At 65.5% G+C, this 16,786-nt stretch carries 12 protein-coding genes and 1 pseudogene; 12 read left to right on the top strand and 1 reads right to left on the bottom strand.

Going from position 1 to position 16,786, the window contains the following annotated elements; genetic code table 11:
- Window positions 1-82 precede the first annotated feature (82 nt).
- From QZH66_RS00185 to recJ, 10 genes are all read left to right on the top strand, one after another.
- A complete protein-coding gene (locus tag QZH66_RS00185) occupies window positions 83-331 on the top strand; it encodes a FeoA family protein (protein ID WP_305803927.1) in 249 nt (82 codons plus the stop codon).
- A complete protein-coding gene (locus QZH66_RS00180) occupies window positions 328-2,190 on the top strand; it encodes a ferrous iron transporter B (RefSeq protein WP_305803926.1) in 1,863 nt (620 codons plus the stop codon). Before QZH66_RS00185 ends, QZH66_RS00180 begins: the two co-directional genes overlap by 4 nt.
- Window positions 2,190-2,444: a DUF6587 family protein gene (locus QZH66_RS00175; protein ID WP_305803925.1), complete on the top strand. Its 255-nt coding sequence runs from the start codon at window positions 2,190-2,192 to the stop codon at window positions 2,442-2,444. Before QZH66_RS00180 ends, QZH66_RS00175 begins: the two co-directional genes overlap by 1 nt.
- 196 nt (window positions 2,445-2,640) lie before the next feature.
- The gene (gene dapB, locus QZH66_RS00170) at window positions 2,641-3,366 is read left to right on the top strand and encodes a 4-hydroxy-tetrahydrodipicolinate reductase (RefSeq protein WP_305803924.1); all 726 of its coding nucleotides are present in this window, start codon (window positions 2,641-2,643) and stop codon (window positions 3,364-3,366) included.
- A 226-nt stretch (window positions 3,367-3,592) separates the two neighbouring features.
- A complete protein-coding gene (gene carA / locus QZH66_RS00165; protein WP_305803923.1) occupies window positions 3,593-4,720 on the top strand; it encodes a glutamine-hydrolyzing carbamoyl-phosphate synthase small subunit in 1,128 nt (375 codons plus the stop codon).
- Window positions 4,721-4,789: 69 nt separating this feature from the next.
- Window positions 4,790-6,691, top strand: a complete 1,902-nt coding sequence (locus tag QZH66_RS00160) for a S9 family peptidase (RefSeq protein ID WP_305803922.1) — start codon at window positions 4,790-4,792, stop codon at window positions 6,689-6,691.
- A 16-nt stretch (window positions 6,692-6,707) separates the two neighbouring features.
- Window positions 6,708-9,950, top strand: a complete 3,243-nt coding sequence (gene carB, locus QZH66_RS00155; RefSeq protein WP_305803921.1) for a carbamoyl-phosphate synthase large subunit — start codon at window positions 6,708-6,710, stop codon at window positions 9,948-9,950.
- 8 nt (window positions 9,951-9,958) lie between these two features.
- Window positions 9,959-10,423 (top strand): transcription elongation factor GreA, encoded by a 465-nt coding sequence (gene greA, locus QZH66_RS00150; protein WP_305804102.1) that lies wholly within the window; start codon window positions 9,959-9,961, stop codon window positions 10,421-10,423.
- A gap of 3 nt (window positions 10,424-10,426) precedes the next feature.
- The gene (locus tag QZH66_RS00145; RefSeq protein WP_305803920.1) at window positions 10,427-11,347 is read left to right on the top strand and encodes a phosphoglycerate mutase; all 921 of its coding nucleotides are present in this window, start codon (window positions 10,427-10,429) and stop codon (window positions 11,345-11,347) included.
- The gene (gene recJ / locus QZH66_RS00140) at window positions 11,344-13,074 is read left to right on the top strand and encodes a single-stranded-DNA-specific exonuclease RecJ (protein WP_305803919.1); all 1,731 of its coding nucleotides are present in this window, start codon (window positions 11,344-11,346) and stop codon (window positions 13,072-13,074) included. The genes QZH66_RS00145 and recJ overlap by 4 nt, the downstream gene beginning before the upstream one ends.
- Window positions 13,075-13,158: 84 nt before the next feature.
- Here recJ and QZH66_RS00135 read toward each other — a convergent pair.
- Window positions 13,159-14,363: pseudogene (locus tag QZH66_RS00135) on the bottom strand (acyltransferase family protein).
- Window positions 14,364-14,527: 164 nt separating this feature from the next.
- Between QZH66_RS00135 and QZH66_RS00130 the strand changes: the two are divergent.
- Together QZH66_RS00130 and prfB are read left to right on the top strand one after the other, a co-directional pair.
- Complete coding sequence (locus tag QZH66_RS00130) at window positions 14,528-15,406, top strand: LytTR family DNA-binding domain-containing protein (protein WP_305803918.1); 879 nt, start codon at window positions 14,528-14,530, stop codon at window positions 15,404-15,406.
- 212 nt (window positions 15,407-15,618) lie between these two features.
- A protein-coding gene (gene prfB / locus QZH66_RS00125) for a peptide chain release factor 2 (protein ID WP_305804101.1) occupies window positions 15,619-16,744 on the top strand; the annotation gives its coding sequence in 2 pieces (ribosomal slippage) (window positions 15,619-15,693 and window positions 15,695-16,744; 1,125 coding nt in all).
- Window positions 16,745-16,786: the final 42 nt, after the last annotated feature.

The following is a 16,786-nucleotide window of genomic DNA, read 5'->3' as shown; positions in this document are numbered from 1 at the left end:
TTCAACCGGGGGGCCGCCATGACGCGGCGCGGCGATGCTACAATTGATAACCATTCTTATTCAACATACAGGCGCCCATTAAGTGACGTTGTCAGATTTGCCGCTGCAAGGCAGTGCTCTGGTGGAGGACGTGCAGGACAGGTACGCCAACGACGCGATTGCCAGGAGACTCCGTGAGCTTGGGTTTGTGAAAGGCGAAGAGGTACGGATGGTGGCGCGTGGGCCGGTCGGTGGCGAGCCGTTGCTGGTCCAGGTTGGATTTACCCGGTTCGCGTTGCGCAAGAGTGAAGCGGCGCGTGTTCATATTTCCTTGTCGGGAGCGACGCGATGAGCAGCGCGGAGGCATCGATGCTGCGGCTGGCGCTGGTGGGCAATCCCAACTGCGGCAAGACCGCGCTGTTCAACCAGCTGACGGGCAGCCGCCAGAAGGTCGCCAATTACGCCGGCGTCACCGTCGAGCGCAAGGAGGGCCGCATGCGTGGTCCGTCCGGGCGTGAATATGCGGTGCTGGACCTGCCGGGCGCCTACAGCCTGCAGCCGGCCAGCCTGGACGAAGCGGTGACGCGCGACCTGTGCCGCGGGTTCTACCCGGGTGAGGCGGCGCCGGATGTGCTGGTGTGTGTGATCGATGCCACCAACCTGCGCCTGCACCTGCGCTTTGCGCTGGAGCTGCGCGAGCTGGGCAAGCCGATGATCGTGGCGCTCAATATGGTGGACGCGGCCAAGCGCCGCGGCATCCAGATCGATGTCAACGCCATGGAGCAGGCCTTGGGCGTGCCGGTGGTGGAAACCGTGGCGGTGCGCCGCAACGGGGCCCAGGCGCTGGTGTCCAGGATCGACCTCCTGCAGCCGGCGTTGCAGCCGCTGCCGTCCGCGCCGGCCGAGCGTGGCGACTACCACCAGCAGGTGCGCGAAATCCTGGGTGCGGCGGTGAGCATGCCCAGCCGTACCGCCAAAATCGACGACGCGCTGGACCGCTGGCTGCTGCACCCGGTGTTCGGGCTGCTGACCCTGGCCGTGGTGATGTTCCTGATCTTCCAGGCGGTGTTCGCCTGGGCAGCGCCGCTGATGGACGGCATCGAGGCCGGCTTCGGCTGGCTCGGCGAGCACGTCGCTGCGGTGCTGCCGGAAGGGCCGCTGGCCAGCCTGATCAGCAACGGCATCATCGCCGGCGTCGGCGGCGTGGTCGTGTTCCTGCCGCAGATCCTGATCCTGTTCGCCTTCATCCTGGCGCTGGAGGAATCCGGTTACCTGCCGCGCGCGGCGTTCCTGCTCGACCGCATGATGGCCTCGGCCGGTCTGTCCGGGCGTTCTTTCATCCCGCTGCTGTCCAGCTTTGCCTGCGCGGTGCCGGGGATCATGGCCACCCGCAGCATCCAGGACCCGCGCGACCGCCTGGCCACCATCCTGGTGGCGCCGCTGATGACCTGTTCGGCGCGCCTGCCGGTGTATGCGCTGCTGATCGGTGCGTTCATTCCGGAAGGGACCGTGGCGGGCGTGGTCAACCAGCAGGGCCTGGTGCTGTTCGGGCTGTACGCGGCCGGCATCCTCAGTGCGCTGGCGATGTCGTGGATCATGAAGAAGTGGCGCCGCGACAAGAGCGAGCACCCGCTGATGCTGGAGCTGCCGTCCTACCGGCTCCCGCATCCGCGCGACCTGGCGGTGGGCTTGTACGAGCGCGGCATGATCTTCCTCAAGCGGGTGGGCGGCATCATCCTGTCGCTGACCATCCTGCTGTGGGTGCTGCTGTCGTTCCCGGGTGCACCGGCCGGCGCCACCATGCCGGCGATCGATTACAGCTTCGCCGGCCAGATCGGCCATGCGATGACACTGTTCTTCGCGCCGCTGGGCTTCAACTGGCAGATATGCATTGCATTGATCCCGGGCATGGGCGCCCGCGAGGTGGCGGTGTCCTCGCTGGCGACGATCTACGCGTTGTCGGCGGCCGATGACGACGCCGCCATCCAGGCGCTGACCCCGGTGGTGAGCCACGGCTGGTCGCTGGCCACCGGCCTGTCGCTGCTGGTGTGGTTCATCTATGCGCCGATGTGCATCTCGACCCTGGCTACGATCAGGCGCGAGACCAACTCGTGGAAGCAGGTGGGGTTCGCCACGTTCTACCTGTTCGGCGCCGCCTATGTCGCCGCGCTGATCACCTACCAGGTGACCGTGGCACTGGGCGGTGGCTGATGGACGCCGGTCTGCTGCTGCAGTACGTGGTGATCGCGCTGGCGGTGCTGTTCAGCGCCTGGGTGGTGGTGAAGAAGCAGTTCCCCGGCACCACGTGGCGGCTGCGCGGCACGCTTGCGTTGTGGCTGCTCAAGCCGGAGCGCGCGCACTGGATACAGGCATGGGGGCGCCGGATCGCGCCGCCGGCCAGCGGCGCGGGCAGTGCCTGCGGCGGCTGTGACGGTTGCGGGCCGAGCGGGCCCAAGGCGGACTGAGCGCCTGTCCGCTTTCCGGCGATAGGGGTCTGCCGGGCGTTGCCCGGCACTACGGTCTGCTTGGGCAGGTCCTGCAGCGCTGGGCGATTCCCCGTTTCGCGTCACGGCGATGTCGGCCAGGCTGCGCGTCTGGCCAATCGCGCTTTCTGCACGCAACCCTTGTCTGCTGGGGTCATGAACCGGTAGCTTGCCGGCCATGAACAACACTCCCTTGCGTTTGCTTATCCATGGCGCGTCCGGTCGCATGGGCCAGGCATTGCTGCGTCTGGCCGCCGAAGATTCCTCGCTGGAAGTGGTCGCGGCCGTGGTCCGCCGCTCGCCGCCGCAGCGGGTGATCGATGGCGTCCCGCATTTCGCTGCCGGCGAACTCGGGAGTGTTCCCGTTTTCGATGTGGCGGTGGACTTCAGCCTGCCCGAAGGATTCGATCCGGTGCTGGCGCTGTGCCTGCAGCGCAGGGCCGGGTTTGTGTCCGGCACCACCGGGATCAGTGCCATGCAGCAGGCGGCATTGGCCGACGCGGCCACGCGGATCCCGCTGGTCTGGGCCACGAACTTCAGCCTCGGAGTGGCGGTGCTGGCCGATCTGGTCGAGCGTGCCGCGGCCAGCCTGCCGGGCTGGGACTGCGACATCGTCGAATCCCATCATGTGCACAAGAAGGACGCGCCGTCGGGCACCGCGTTGACGCTGGGGGCTGCGGCGCAGGACGGCGGCGCCGATCCGCGTTATGCCAGCCTGCGGGCGGGCGACATCATCGGCGAGCATCTGGTCCAGTTCACCGGATTGGGCGAGCGGATCGAACTGGTGCACCGGGCCACCAGTCGCGACATCTTCGCGCGGGGCGCGCTGCATGCCGCGCGACAGCTGAATGGGCGCACGCCGGCGTTCTACCGGGTACGTGACCTGGTGGCGCCGGCGGATTGAGCGCGCGCGGCCAGTCAGTTGTATTCCCCTGTCCGCAGGAGCCGGGCAGGGCAAAAACCCCTTAAAGCGCTGGCGTAGCCGCGGCCTTGCCGCTACAATTCCCGCTCGCCGAAACACGTCAGCCGGACCGGTCCTGAGCCGCAGTCCGCGCTTTTTTGCAACCGTTTTTTGCGGTTGATGCGGGCGTGGCTTCGGAGTCCCCTTCGGTAGCCAAAGTGAGATTCCCGTGACCCAAGCCGCAATTCTCGTGCTCGAAGACGGCACCGTATTCGAGGGCGAATCCGTTGGCGCGCCCGGCCTGTCCGTGGGCGAGGTGGTGTTCAACACCGCCATGACCGGTTACCAGGAAATCCTGACCGACCCGTCCTACGCCCGGCAGATGGTCACGCTGACCTACCCGCATATCGGCAATACCGGCATGACCGACCAGGATGACGAGGCCGCCCAGGTGTGGTCGGCCGGTCTGATCGTGCGTGATGTGCCGCGCCGCCCCAGCAGCTGGCGCAGCCAGATCTCGCTGCAGGACTGGCTGCTGCAGCGTGGCGTGGTCGCCATTTCAGGTATCGACACCCGCAAGCTGACCCGCATCCTGCGCGAACGCGGCGCCCAGAACGGTGCGCTGATGGCCGGCGATGACATCGACGTGGAAAAGGCGCTGGAAGCGGCGCGCAAGTTCCCCGGTCTGAAGGGCATGGACCTGGCCAAGGTGGTCAGTACCGCCAAGCCGTATCCGTGGACCGAAGGCCAGCTGGATCTGGATCGCAACGAGTTCGTCAGTGCCGCGCCGAAGTACAAGGTGGTGGCCTACGACTTTGGCGCCAAGCTCAATATCCTGCGCATGCTGGCCGAGCGCGGTTGCGACATCACTGTGGTACCGGCACAGACCTCGGCCGCCGAAGCGCTGGCACTGAACCCGGATGGCATCTTCCTCTCCAACGGCCCGGGTGATCCGGAGCCGTGCGATTACGCGATTGCCGCGATCCGCGAGTTCGTGGCCAGGCAGATCCCGATTTTCGGCATCTGCCTGGGCCATCAGCTGCTGGCGTTGGCCAGCGGCGCCAAGACCATCAAGATGGCCCATGGCCACCATGGCGCCAACCATCCGGTGCAGGACCTGGAAGACGGCCGGGTGATGATCACCTCGCAGAACCACGGATTCGCGGTGGATGAAACCACGCTGCCGGCCAATGTGCGCATCACCCACCGATCGCTGTTCGACGGCAGTAACCAGGGCATCGCACTGACCGATGCGCCGGCGTTCTCCTTCCAGGGTCACCCGGAAGCGTCGCCTGGCCCGCATGACGTCGCCTCGCTGTTCGACCGCTTTGTCACCAGCATGGAGCAGTCGCGATAACCCTGCTGGGGGGCTGGGCTTGGTGATGGCTGCTTTATTCGACAATCGCATTACACAAGGAGAGAGGCAGTGAGGAAGATTGCTCGTGTGTTGTTGCTGTTGGTGGCGCTTCCCGTTCTGGCGATGGCGCGGGAAGTGCCTGTCCAGGATTTCTTCAAGAATCCCGAGTTCACCGCCATCAGCCTGTCTCCCGATGGCAAGCACATCGCCTTGAGCGTTCCACAGGCCGATCGCACGGTTCTGGCCGTTATGCGTGTGGCTGACAATGCGGTGATAGGCAAGTGGGATTACGGTGCCGACCGTCATTTCCGTGAAGTGACGTGGGTCAACAACGAGAGGTTGCTGTTCACGGTCACGGTCAAAACCGGCGCGTTCGATTTTGAAAAGCAGACCGGGGATCTGTACGCCTCGAATATCGATGGCAGCAAGCGCATCGATATCCCCAACGGCGGCTACTACAGCATCGTCGACCTGACGCCGGAAGATCCCGCCACGATCCTGGTGCAGCGCTCCGTCGACAACGCGTATCTGTTCAAGCTGAATGTCTACAACGGAAAGTTGACGACCGTGGCCACCGCTCCGGTCGAACAGGGCAGCTTTCTGGTCGATCATGACGGCGTCGTCCGTTTCGTCTACGGCGTCATGAACGACGGCAGGAATCGCACCTATCGCCGGGAAGCGGAACGGTGGGTTCTGATTCATGAGAGTGAGCGCAACGGCGCCACCTATGTGCCGCTGGGTTTTGCCGGGGACAACCGCGGCGTCTACATGGCGAAGGGAGAGGATGGGCGCCCCGAGACGCTGGTTCTGGTCGACAGTGAAACCTGGCAGGAGCGAAAGCTCTCCAGCAACGACAATGTAAGTCCTTCCGGCTATCTGTGGAGCAGCGACCGCAAGACGCTGTTGGCGGTGCGTTACGAGGACGGGCTTCCGTACTGGGATTTTGTCGACACCGCACATCCCGAGTCCAAGGCGTACGCAGGGCTGGTGGCGGCATTCAAGGACAAAGCGGTGACGTTCATGCGGGCCTCCGATGACGGACGTTATCTGATTGCCCGGGTGTATTCGGATCTCGCTCCGCCTGCGGCATACCTGTTCGACAGGAAGGAAGGCAGGGCGCGCTTTCTGGTCAGCAGCATGGACTGGATCAAGCCGGAAGAAATGTCACCGATGAGGGCTGTGCAGGTCAGGACCCGTGACGGGCTGACCCTGCATGGCTACCTGACGGTTCCGAAAGACCACCCGGGAAAAAATCTTCCGTTGATCATCAATCCGCACGGTGGGCCGCATGGTCCCCGTGACAGCTGGGGATTCAATCCCGAGGTGCAGCTGCTGGCCAACCGGGGTTATGCGGTTCTGCAGGTGAACTACCGCGGTTCCGGCGGCTATGGAAATGCTTTCGAAGGCATGGGCTACCGGAAATGGGGCACGGCCATGCAGGACGACCTGACCGACTCGGTCAACTGGGCCATCGCCCAGGGAATAGCCGATCGCGATCGCATCTGCATTTATGGGGCGTCCTACGGCGGCTACGCGGCGCTGATGAGTGCGGTGCGGGAGCCGGATCTGTACAGGTGCGCGGTTGGATATGTCGGCGTCTATGATCTTGATGCCCAGCGCGATGCCGATTTCATGGCGTCCAAGGCAGGTCGCAGCTATCTGCGCGACGCCTATCCCCTGGAGCGCTCCGAGCGCGTCGCACAATCTCCCGCTTATGGCGTGGAGCGGCTGAAGGCGGCGGTCATGCTCGTCCACGGCGAGAAGGATTTACGCGTGCCGATCAGGAACATGCACTTCCTGGTGAGCCAGATGGCCAAGGCCGGCAAGGCGCCGGAAGTGACCATCGTTGAAAAGAAGGAAGCCCACGGTTTCCGTGATCCAGGAAACAACGTCAACCTCTACACCAGGATGCTGGCGTTTTTCGATAGACATCTCGGCAGCAAAAATGCTGTTTCGCAAAATTCACAGTAATCGGAAAAAACAGGCCATGCCCAAGCGCAGTGACATCAAAACCATCCTGATCATCGGCGCGGGTCCGATCGTCATCGGCCAGGCCTGCGAGTTCGACTACTCCGGTGCGCAGGCGTGCAAGGCGCTGCGTGACGAGGGCTACCGCGTGGTGCTGGTGAACTCCAATCCGGCCACGATCATGACCGACCCGGAGATGGCCGACGCGGTCTACATCGAGCCGATCAACTGGCAGACGGTCGAGAAGATCATCGCCAAGGAGAGGCCCGACGCGCTGTTGCCGACCATGGGCGGGCAGACCGCGCTCAACTGCGCGCTGGACCTGGCCGACCACGGCGTGCTGGAGAAGTACAACGTCGAGTTGATCGGTGCCAAGCGCGAGGCCATCCGCATGGCCGAGGACCGCGAACTGTTCCGCGTGGCGATGGGCGAGATCGGCCTGGAATGCCCCAAGGCCGCCGTGGCCCACACGCTGGAAGAGGCGCTGGAAATCCAGGCCACGGTCGGCTATCCGACCATCATCCGCCCGTCCTACACCTTGGGCGGCAGCGGTGGCGGTATCGCCTACAACCGCGAAGAGCTGATCGATATCGTGACCCGCGGCCTGGAATTGTCGCCGACCACCGAAGTGCTGGTCGAAGAGTCGGTGCTGGGCTGGAAGGAATTCGAGATGGAGGTGGTGCGCGACACTGCCGACAACTGCATCATCGTCTGTTCGATCGAGAACCTCGATCCGATGGGGGTGCATACCGGTGACTCGATCACCGTGGCCCCGGCGCAGACCCTGACCGACAAGGAATACCAGCGCCTGCGCGCGGCATCGATCGCGGTGCTGCGCAAGATCGGCGTGGATACCGGCGGTTCCAACGTGCAGTTCGGCATCAATCCGGACAACGGCCGGGTGGTCGTGATCGAGATGAACCCGCGCGTGTCGCGCTCCTCGGCGCTGGCTTCCAAGGCCACCGGTTTCCCGATCGCCAAGGTCGCCGCCAAGCTGGCGGTGGGTTACACCCTGGACGAACTGCGCAACGAGATCACCGGCGGGCTGACCCCGGCCTCGTTCGAACCGGCGATCGACTATGTGGTCACCAAGATTCCGCGTTTCGCCTTCGAGAAGTTCCCGGCTGCCGATGCCCGCCTGACCACCCAGATGAAGTCGGTGGGCGAGGTGATGGCCATGGGCCGCACCTTCAAGGAATCGTTGCAGAAAGCCCTGCGCGGCCTGGAAATCGGCAAGGTCGGCCTCGATCCGACCGGGCTGGATCTGGCCAGCGGGGACGATCTGGTCACGCTCAAGCGCGAGCTCAAGGCGCCGGGTCCGGAACGCCTGTTCTACGTCGGTGATGCCTTCCGTGCCGGCATGAGCGTGGATGAGATCTTCGCGCTGTCCTTCATCGATCCGTGGTTTCTCGACCAGATCGAGGAAATCATCCGCGATGAAGCCCGCGTTGCCGCCGAGGGCATCCACGCCCTGGATCGCGCACGCATGCTGCAGCTCAAGCGGGCCGGGTTTGCCGATGCGCGGCTGGCGCAGCTGACCGGCAGCGACGAGTCCTCGGTGCGCGCCCTGCGGCACGCCCACAACGTGCGCCCGGTCTACAAGCGCGTGGATTCCTGCGCGGCTGAGTTCGCCACCGATACCGCCTACCTGTATTCGACCTACGAGGACGAATGCGAAGCGGCGCCGAGCAACCGCGACAAGATCATGATCCTGGGCGGTGGCCCGAACCGCATCGGCCAGGGCATCGAGTTCGACTACTGCTGCGTGCATGCCGCACTCGCGCTGCGCGAGGACGGCTATGAAACCATCATGGTCAACTGCAACCCGGAAACCGTCTCCACCGATTACGACACCTCCGACCGCCTGTACTTCGAGCCGCTGACGCTGGAAGACGTGCTGGAGATCGTCGCGCTGGAAAAGCCCAAGGGCGTGATCGTGCAGTATGGCGGGCAGACCCCGCTGAAGCTGGCGCGCGCACTGGAAGCCAATGGCGTGCCGGTGATCGGCACCTCGCCGGACTCGATCGATCTGGCCGAAGACCGCGAGCGTTTCCAGCAGCTGGTTGAAAAGCTGGGCCTGAAGCAGCCGCCCAACCGCATTGCCCGCAACCCCGATGAGGCGCTGCTGCTGGCGCGCGAGATCGGCTATCCGCTGGTGGTGCGCCCGAGCTACGTGCTGGGTGGCCGCGCGATGGAAATCGTCTACGGCGAATCCGACCTGGCGCGCTATGTGCGCGATGCGGTCAAGGTCTCCAACGATTCGCCGGTGCTGCTGGACCGCTTCCTGGATGAAGCGGTGGAAGTGGACGTGGACATCATCGCCGACAGGCAGGGCAACGTCCTGATCGGTGGCGTGATGGAGCACATCGAGGAGGCGGGCGTGCATTCGGGCGATTCGTCCTGCTCGCTGCCGCCGTACTCGCTCTCGGCCAAGACCCAGGACGAGATGCGCCGGCAGGTGGTGGAACTGGCCAAGGCGCTCAACGTGGTCGGGCTGATGAACACCCAGTTCGCGATCCAGACCAGCGACGAGGGCGATGACACCGTGTACCTGCTGGAAGTGAACCCGCGTGCCTCGCGCACCGTGCCGTTCGTGTCCAAGGCCACCGGCATGCCGCTGGCCAAGATCGCCGCCCGCTGCATGGCCGGCAAGACGCTGGCCGAGCAGGGCGCCACCCGGGAAGTCGTGCCGGGCTACTACTCGGTCAAGGAAGCGATCTTCCCGTTCGCCAAGTTCCAGGGCGTGGATCCGATCCTCGGGCCGGAGATGCGCTCGACCGGTGAAGTGATGGGTGTCGGCCGCACCTTCCATGCCGCCTTTGCGCGGGCGCAGGAGGCAGGCAGCATCAAGGCTCCGCCTTTGGGCAAGGCGTTCGTCTCGGTACGCGACCCCGACAAGAAGCGCGTGTTGCCGGTGGCGCAGGCGCTGGTCGAGCGCGGCTACACCCTGGTGGCCACGCGCGGCACCGGCGCATGGCTGCAGCAGCACGGTCTGGAGTGTGAAATCGTCAACAAGGTGGCTGAAGGCCGTCCGCATATCGTTGACCGGATCAAGAACGGCGAGATCGTGTATATCGTCAATACCACCGAAGGCCGCGCGGCCATCAACGATTCGTTCTCGATCCGTCGCGAAGCGTTGCAGCACCGCGTGACCTATTCGACCACCGTCGCCGGCGCCAAGGCGCTGGTGCATTCACTGGAATTCCGCGGCACCGGTCCGGTATTGGCGCTGCAGGAGCTGCACAAGGAGTTGGAAGCATGAGGGCACCGATCACGCTGAAGGGCGCGCAGCGCCTGCGCGAAGAACTCGACCATCTGAAGTCGGTCAAGCGGCCCAAGGTCATCGCGGCGATCGCCGAAGCGCGTGAACACGGCGATCTGAAGGAAAACGCCGAGTACCACGCCGCGCGCGAAGAGCAGGGCTTTATCGAAGGCCGCATCAAACAGCTCGAAAGCGAGCTGTCGCACGCCGAAATCATCGACATCAGCAAGCTCAACGCCGGCTCCAAGGTGGTGTTCGGCGCGACGGTGACGCTGGCCGACGTCGAGACCGACGAAGAGAAGCGTTACCAGATCGTGGGTGACCTGGAAGCCGACATCAAGCTGGGCCTGATCGCGATTTCCTCGCCGGTGGCGCGCGCGGTCATCGGCAAGCTGGAGGGCGATGCCATCGCGATCGATGCGCCGGCCGGGCAGCGCGAGTATGAAATCGTCAGCGTCCAGTACCTGGACTGAGTGATGGCCACGGCAACGCTGCTGCTGCCGGCCCGCAGCCGTTTTCCGGCGGGCACGTTGCCTGTCGAGGTGGCCCGTGCGCTGGGGCGGGCCGATCGCGACAGCGCGCAGGACGGTGAGCTGGCGCAGTTGCGCCGGCATTTCAGGCCGGTCCCCGAGGCGTGGCCGGTGGCGGCACTGACCCGCCAGCTGGACGTGGGCGATGCCGATGGCGCGTGCTGGCTGCGCGCCGATCCGGCCTATGTGGTGCCCGACATGCAGGGCGCCCGCCTGATGGGCTATGGCGAAACCCTGCAGCTGGACACTGCCGATATCGCCCAGCTGCTGCCGATGCTCAAGCCGCTGTTCGGCGATCACGGGTTCATTCTGGATGCGCCGGTGGCCTCGCGCTGGTACCTGCGCTTGCCGCCCGGGTCGCCATTGCCGGCGTTTGCGCCGCCGGACGAGGTGCTCGGCGACGACCTGTTCGGCCATCTGCCTGCAGGGGATCTGGGGCGCCGCTGGCGGTCGCTGTTGACCGAGGCGCAGGTACTGCTGCACCAGCATCCGTGGAACCGGCAGCGGATTGCGCAGGGCAAGCCGGCGATCAATTCGCTGTGGTTCTGGGGCGCGGGCCTGCTGCCCGAAGCGGTGACCACGCCGCATGTGCAGGTGCGCAGCCGCGATGCGCTGCTGCAGGCCTTGGCCAAGGCGGCCGGGGTGGTCGCCGATGACCGCGAACAGGTCGATGCGCTGGTGGATCTGCGGCAGTTGCGCTCGCTGCAGCAGCTGGGTGCGGACGTCATCATGCCGCTGTTGGCGGCGCTGGCCCGTGGCGAGTTGCATACGCTGGTGCTGGATTTCCAGGATGGGGCGCAGTTCCGTATCGATCGGCGCCAGCGCTGGCGTTTCTGGCGCAAGCCCTTGCCCGCGCTGGGCGCATGACCGTCGCTGCGGAAATCGTCCGCCGCGACGCAGCCGAGCCCGGTGACTGGCCGGCTGACAGCCTGCCGCTGTTGCGGCGGATCTACGCCGCCCGCGGGGCACGCACTGCCGACGAGGCGCAGCCGCGTCTGGCCAGTCTGCACGCGCCCGAACTGATGGGCGGGATGGAGGCCGCGGTGAAGTTGCTGGCCGCCGCCATTGCCGCCGACAAGCGCATCCTGGTCGTGGGCGATTTCGACTGCGATGGCGCCACGGCCTGTGCGGTGGGCGTGCGCGGCCTGCGCCTGCTCGGTGCGCGCGACGTGGTGCATGCGGTGCCCAACCGGATGCTGCATGGCTATGGACTGTCACCGTCGCTGGTGGCCGACCTGGCGGTGATGCAGCCGGATCTGCTGGTCACGGTCGATCACGGTATCGCCTGTCATGCCGGCGTCAGCGCCGCCAAGGCATTGGGCTGGCAGGTACTGGTCACCGACCATCACCTGCCGGGCGACCAGCTGCCGCCGGCCGATGCGATCGTCGATCCCAATCTCTGCGATGACCCGTTTCCCAGCAAGGCGCTGGCGGGTGTGGGCGTCATCTTCTATGTATTGATGGCGCTGCGGCGCCATTTGCGCGGGCAGGGCGCCTTTGCCGCCACGCCCGAACCGGACCTGCTGACCCTGCTGGACCTGGTGGCCGTCGGCACCGTCGCCGACCTGGTGGTGCTCGATGGCAACAACCGGGCGCTGGTGGCTGCCGGATTGCGGCGGCTGCGCAGTGGCAAGGGCTGCGTCGGTTTGCGGGCATTGATCGAGGTCAGTGGTCGCGATGTGCGGCGGTTGACCGGCAGCGATATCGGTTTTGCACTGGCGCCGCGGCTCAATGCCGCCGGCCGGCTGGAAGATATGGCGCTGGGCATCGAGCTGTTGCTCACCGAGGATTGCACGCAGGCCCGCGAGATTGCCGCGACCCTGGAGGAAATAAATTCCGAACGTCGCGCCGTGCAACAGCTGATGACCGACGATGCCGAGCGGGCAGTGTCCCGCGCGATGCGGCTGGCCGAAGGCGAGCGGCCGATTGCCGCCTGCCTGTTCGACCCGGACTGGCATCCGGGCGTGGTCGGGCTGGTCGCCTCCAAGATGAAAGACCGCCTGCATCGCCCGGTGATCGCGTTCGCGCCGGCCGAACCGGGCAGCACCCAGCTGCGTGGCTCGGCCCGTTCAATCGCCGGTTTCCACATCCGTGACGCGCTGGCCGCGGTCAATGCGCGCCGGCCCGGGCTGATGGAGAAGTTCGGCGGCCACACGATGGCGGCGGGATTGAGCCTGAAGCACGGGGATCTGCACGAGTTCGAGCGCATCTTCCGGCAGTGCGTGCAGGACAGCCTGGATCCGGCACTGCTGCAACAGCAACTGCTCAGCGACGGCGAGCTGTCCGCCGGCGAACTGGACTACACACATGCCGAGGCGCTGCGCCTGGCCGGGCCGTGGGGGCAGGGGTTCCCCGAGCCGTTGTTCGATGGACATTTCGAGGTGGTGCAATGGCGGGTGTTGAAGGAGCGGCACCTGAAACTGGTGCTGCGCGGCAGCGGCCGTGCCGATCCGCTCAACGCCATCCATTTCAATGGCTGGAGCGGCACTGCGCCCGCCAACCGGGTGCATATCGCCTATCGCCTGGTCAGCGATGACTATCGCGGCGGACAGGCGGTGCAGCTGATCGTCGAGGCGTTGCAATCGCTGGCCTGAGGCCGGCGCCGGCGCTTCATCGGCACCAACCAGCGGCCATTGCTGCTGGAATCCAGGCCGGAGCTGGATCACCTGCTGCCCAGCTCAGGCGGTGGCCGGCAAGGTCGCGCCGGGTTTCACCGGGATTCGCGCCTTCAATCCGAACAATGGCCGGAGCCAGCCGACGCGGCGGATGAGGTACTCGTGCATCAGCACGCAGCCACCGACCGTGCCCGCCAATACCAGCAACGGTTCCGTCCATGGTCCCAGTTGCAGTGGCTTGAGCCAGAACAGCAGGGCGATGATCAGGCTCTGGTGCAGCATGTACCACGGGTAGATTGCCTCGGTGCAATACGGCAGCCAGCGGAATGGCCGGTCCAGCGTCATCTTGGCCCAGCCCAGCAGGGTCAGCAGTGCGCACCACAGATAGACCGACTGGGTGACCAGCACCTGCGTGGTCCAGAACCCGTCCGGCCATTGCCGCAGCTCCGAATCGACCGGCAGCACGCGGCCCAGCACGCGTATCCCGAAGTACCAGCCGATTGCGCCCAGCGCCAGCCAAAGCGTCACCCGCCGCAACGCGATGACCTTTTCCCAGAAGCGTGGCTCACGGGCCAGCAGGTAGCCGGCGAGGAACACCGTGCCGTACTTGGCGTGCTGGTACCAGTCGTTGACCAGTGCGTTGGTTGACGGATAGCGCGGGTCCAGCCATGCCACCAGGCCAGCAGCATCAAGCACGGCAGGCCGATCAGGATTGCCGGGTGCGCGGCAACGAAGCCGGTCACCGCGCGTTGCACCGGCTGCGAGCCCAGCGCCGGCATCAGCAGCGCCAGCAGCATGGTGTAGACCCACAGGTAGGCCAGGTACCACAGATGGTTCCAGGTGATGCCGAACTGCCAGCCGGCGAAGCTGCCCTCCGGCCACGGACGCACCTGCCAATAGCGCAGCAGGAACGCCCAGAATCCCGGTTCGGCGTGGCCGCTGCCCAGCGCTTCGCAATATGGCTGGATCGGTACCACCACAAACATCCCGAACAGCAGGGGCAGCAGCAACCGCCAGCTTCGCGACGCGGCGAAGCGGCCCAGCCCGCGCTCCGGGCGCATCAGTGCGATGGCGATGCCGGAGATCAGAAACAGCAGGGCCATCCGCCACCGGTTCACGAACAGCATCGGCCACTGCAGCCACTCACCGAGGTACGTGCTCTTGAGGTGGAAACCCCAGTCGTCCACGTAGGCCATGGCCGTGTGATAGAGGATCAGCAGGGCGAAGGCGAACACGCGCAGGGCGTCGATGTCGTGGCGGCGGGTCATGGGAACTCGGCGGTGGGAAGACCGCGGCAGACTGCGCCTGCCCACCGTGCCCGGCCAGCGACAAGGGCCGCACGCACGGGGAAAAGTGACGAATGGCGGTTCCCCGGGGACGGGCAGGGGCGGCTACCATGCCGGTCCCGATGCACTCTGGCGGTCACCCGCGCATGGACGATTCGATGGCCAACGCTTCCCCGGCACGCTGGCACCCGGCGACCCGTTTCATGGTCTGGTTGGCCATCCTGATCGTGACGGCGGTGGCCAACGCACTGCTCGAGGTCATGGACGCGCAACGCCGTGGCAACGAGCTGGAACTGTGGCAGCCGATGGTCTGGGAACTGAGCAGCGTGGCGATGATCCTGCTGACCCTCCCGCTGCTGTGGCGGGGTTGCCAGCGCTGGCCGCTGCATGCCGACACCTGGAGGCGTCGCCTGCCGGTGTACCTGCTGGCCAGCGTGGTGTGGTCGTTGGTGCACGTGGCCGGGATGATGGTCCTGCGCCATCTTGCCTATGCGACATTGGGTTACCACTACCAGGACGATGCCGGCTGGTTGGCGCGGATGCTGTACGAGTACCTGAAGGACGTGCGCGCGTTCTTCAGCTTCGTGGCGATCGAACATTTCTTCAGCTGGTTCGGCCGCCGCCGCCGGGGCGAGGCGCATCTGCTGGCAGCCCCGGAAGATGGAGCGCCGACAGAGCGGGTGGAGCGCCCCGAGCGCTTTCTGGTGCGCAAGCTGGGGCGTGACTTTCTGGTGGCCACGGCGGATATCGAATATGCCCAGGCGGCCGGCAACTACGTGAATCTGCGGGTGCGCGGCCACGACTATCCGCTGCGCAGCACCATGGCGGCATTGGAGGCGCGACTGGATCCACAGCTGTTCGCACGTATACATCGCAGCTATCTGGTGAATATGGCGCGGGTGGACTCGATCGAGCCACTCGAGGCTGGCGAGGGGCGGGTGCATCTGCGCGACGGAACCCGGGTTCCCTGTAGTCGCCGTTATCTGCCGCCGTTGCGGGCAAGGGCAAGCCAGGGCGTCGTGTAGCGGCGCGCAGCATGCCGGGAGAGAGGGGCACGGCCGGCAAGCCAGACCGGTTGTGGCCGGCCCGGCACAAGGACGCTCCAGTCGGCGATGACCGTTTCCGCTGTCGTCGCGGCTGTTTGCGCAGCGGTGTCAGCTGGTCGCCGCAATGGCGGGGGGGCGGGGGGGCGGGGGATGCTAGAATTGCAGCCTTGTCTGCCTTTCATCCCATGACCATGATTGAACTCAATCCCGTGCGCCATCGGATCAGTGATCTCACTGACCGGGTGGTTTCACTCAGGGGGTATCTTTGACTACGACGTCAAGAAAGAACGTCTGGAAGAAGTAACCCGCGAACTCGAAAACCCCGATATCTGGAACAACCCCGAATACGCCCAGGCCTTGGGGCGTGAGCGTTCGATGCTCGACAAGACGGTCAACGGCATCGGTTCGGTGCTGGAAGGGCTGGGCGAGGCCAGCGAGCTGCTCGAGCTGGCGGAAAGCGAACAGGACCAGGACACCGCCGATGCGGTGCTCGCCGATCTGGACAAATACCAGGCGCATATCGAGAAACTCGAGTTCCAGCGCATGTTCTCCGGTGAGATGGACAGCTGCAACGCGTTCGTCGATATCCAGGCCGGTGCCGGCGGTACCGAAGCCCAGGACTGGGCCGAGATCATGCTGCGCATGTACCTGCGCTGGTGCGAGGCGCGCGGCTGGAAGACCGAGCTGATGGAAGTGTCCGGTGGCGATGTGGCCGGGATCAAGTCGGCGACGTTCCGGGTCGAGGGCGAGTTCGCCTATGGCTGGCTCAAGACCGAGATCGGCGTGCACCGGCTGGTGCGCAAGTCGCCGTTCGATTCGGACAACCGCCGCCACACCAGTTTCACCTCGGTGTTCGTGTCGCCGGAAGTCGATGACAACATCGAGATCGACATCAACCCGGCCGACCTGCGCACCGATGTGTACCGCTCGTCCGGCGCCGGTGGCCAGCACGTCAACAAGACCGAGTCGGCGGTGCGCATCACCCACATCCCGACCAATACCGTGGTGGCGTGCCAGACCGGCCGCAGCCAGCACCAGAACCGCGACACCGCGATGAAGATGCTGGCCGCAAAGCTCTATGAGCTGGAAGTGCAGAAGCGCAACACCGAGCGCGACGCGCTGGAAGCGACCAAGTCCGACATCGGCTGGGGCAGCCAGATCCGCAATTACGTGCTCGACCAGAGCCGTATCAAGGACCTGCGTACCGGCATCGAACGCACCGACACGCAGAAGGTGCTTGACGGCGACCTGGACGAGTTCATCGAAGCCAGTCTCAAGTCCGGCCTGGAGGCCGGCTCCAAACGCAGCGACGCGTGAACGTAATGGCCCCATCGGGGCCGTTACGCTGTAAGCCCGGCG

Origin of the sequence: Stenotrophomonas sp. YIM B06876 (genome assembly GCF_030711595.1) — a bacterium.
In the GTDB taxonomy this organism is placed as follows: Bacteria; Pseudomonadota; Gammaproteobacteria; order Xanthomonadales; family Xanthomonadaceae; genus Stenotrophomonas.
This window is presented reverse-complemented; position numbering and strand designations above follow the sequence as displayed.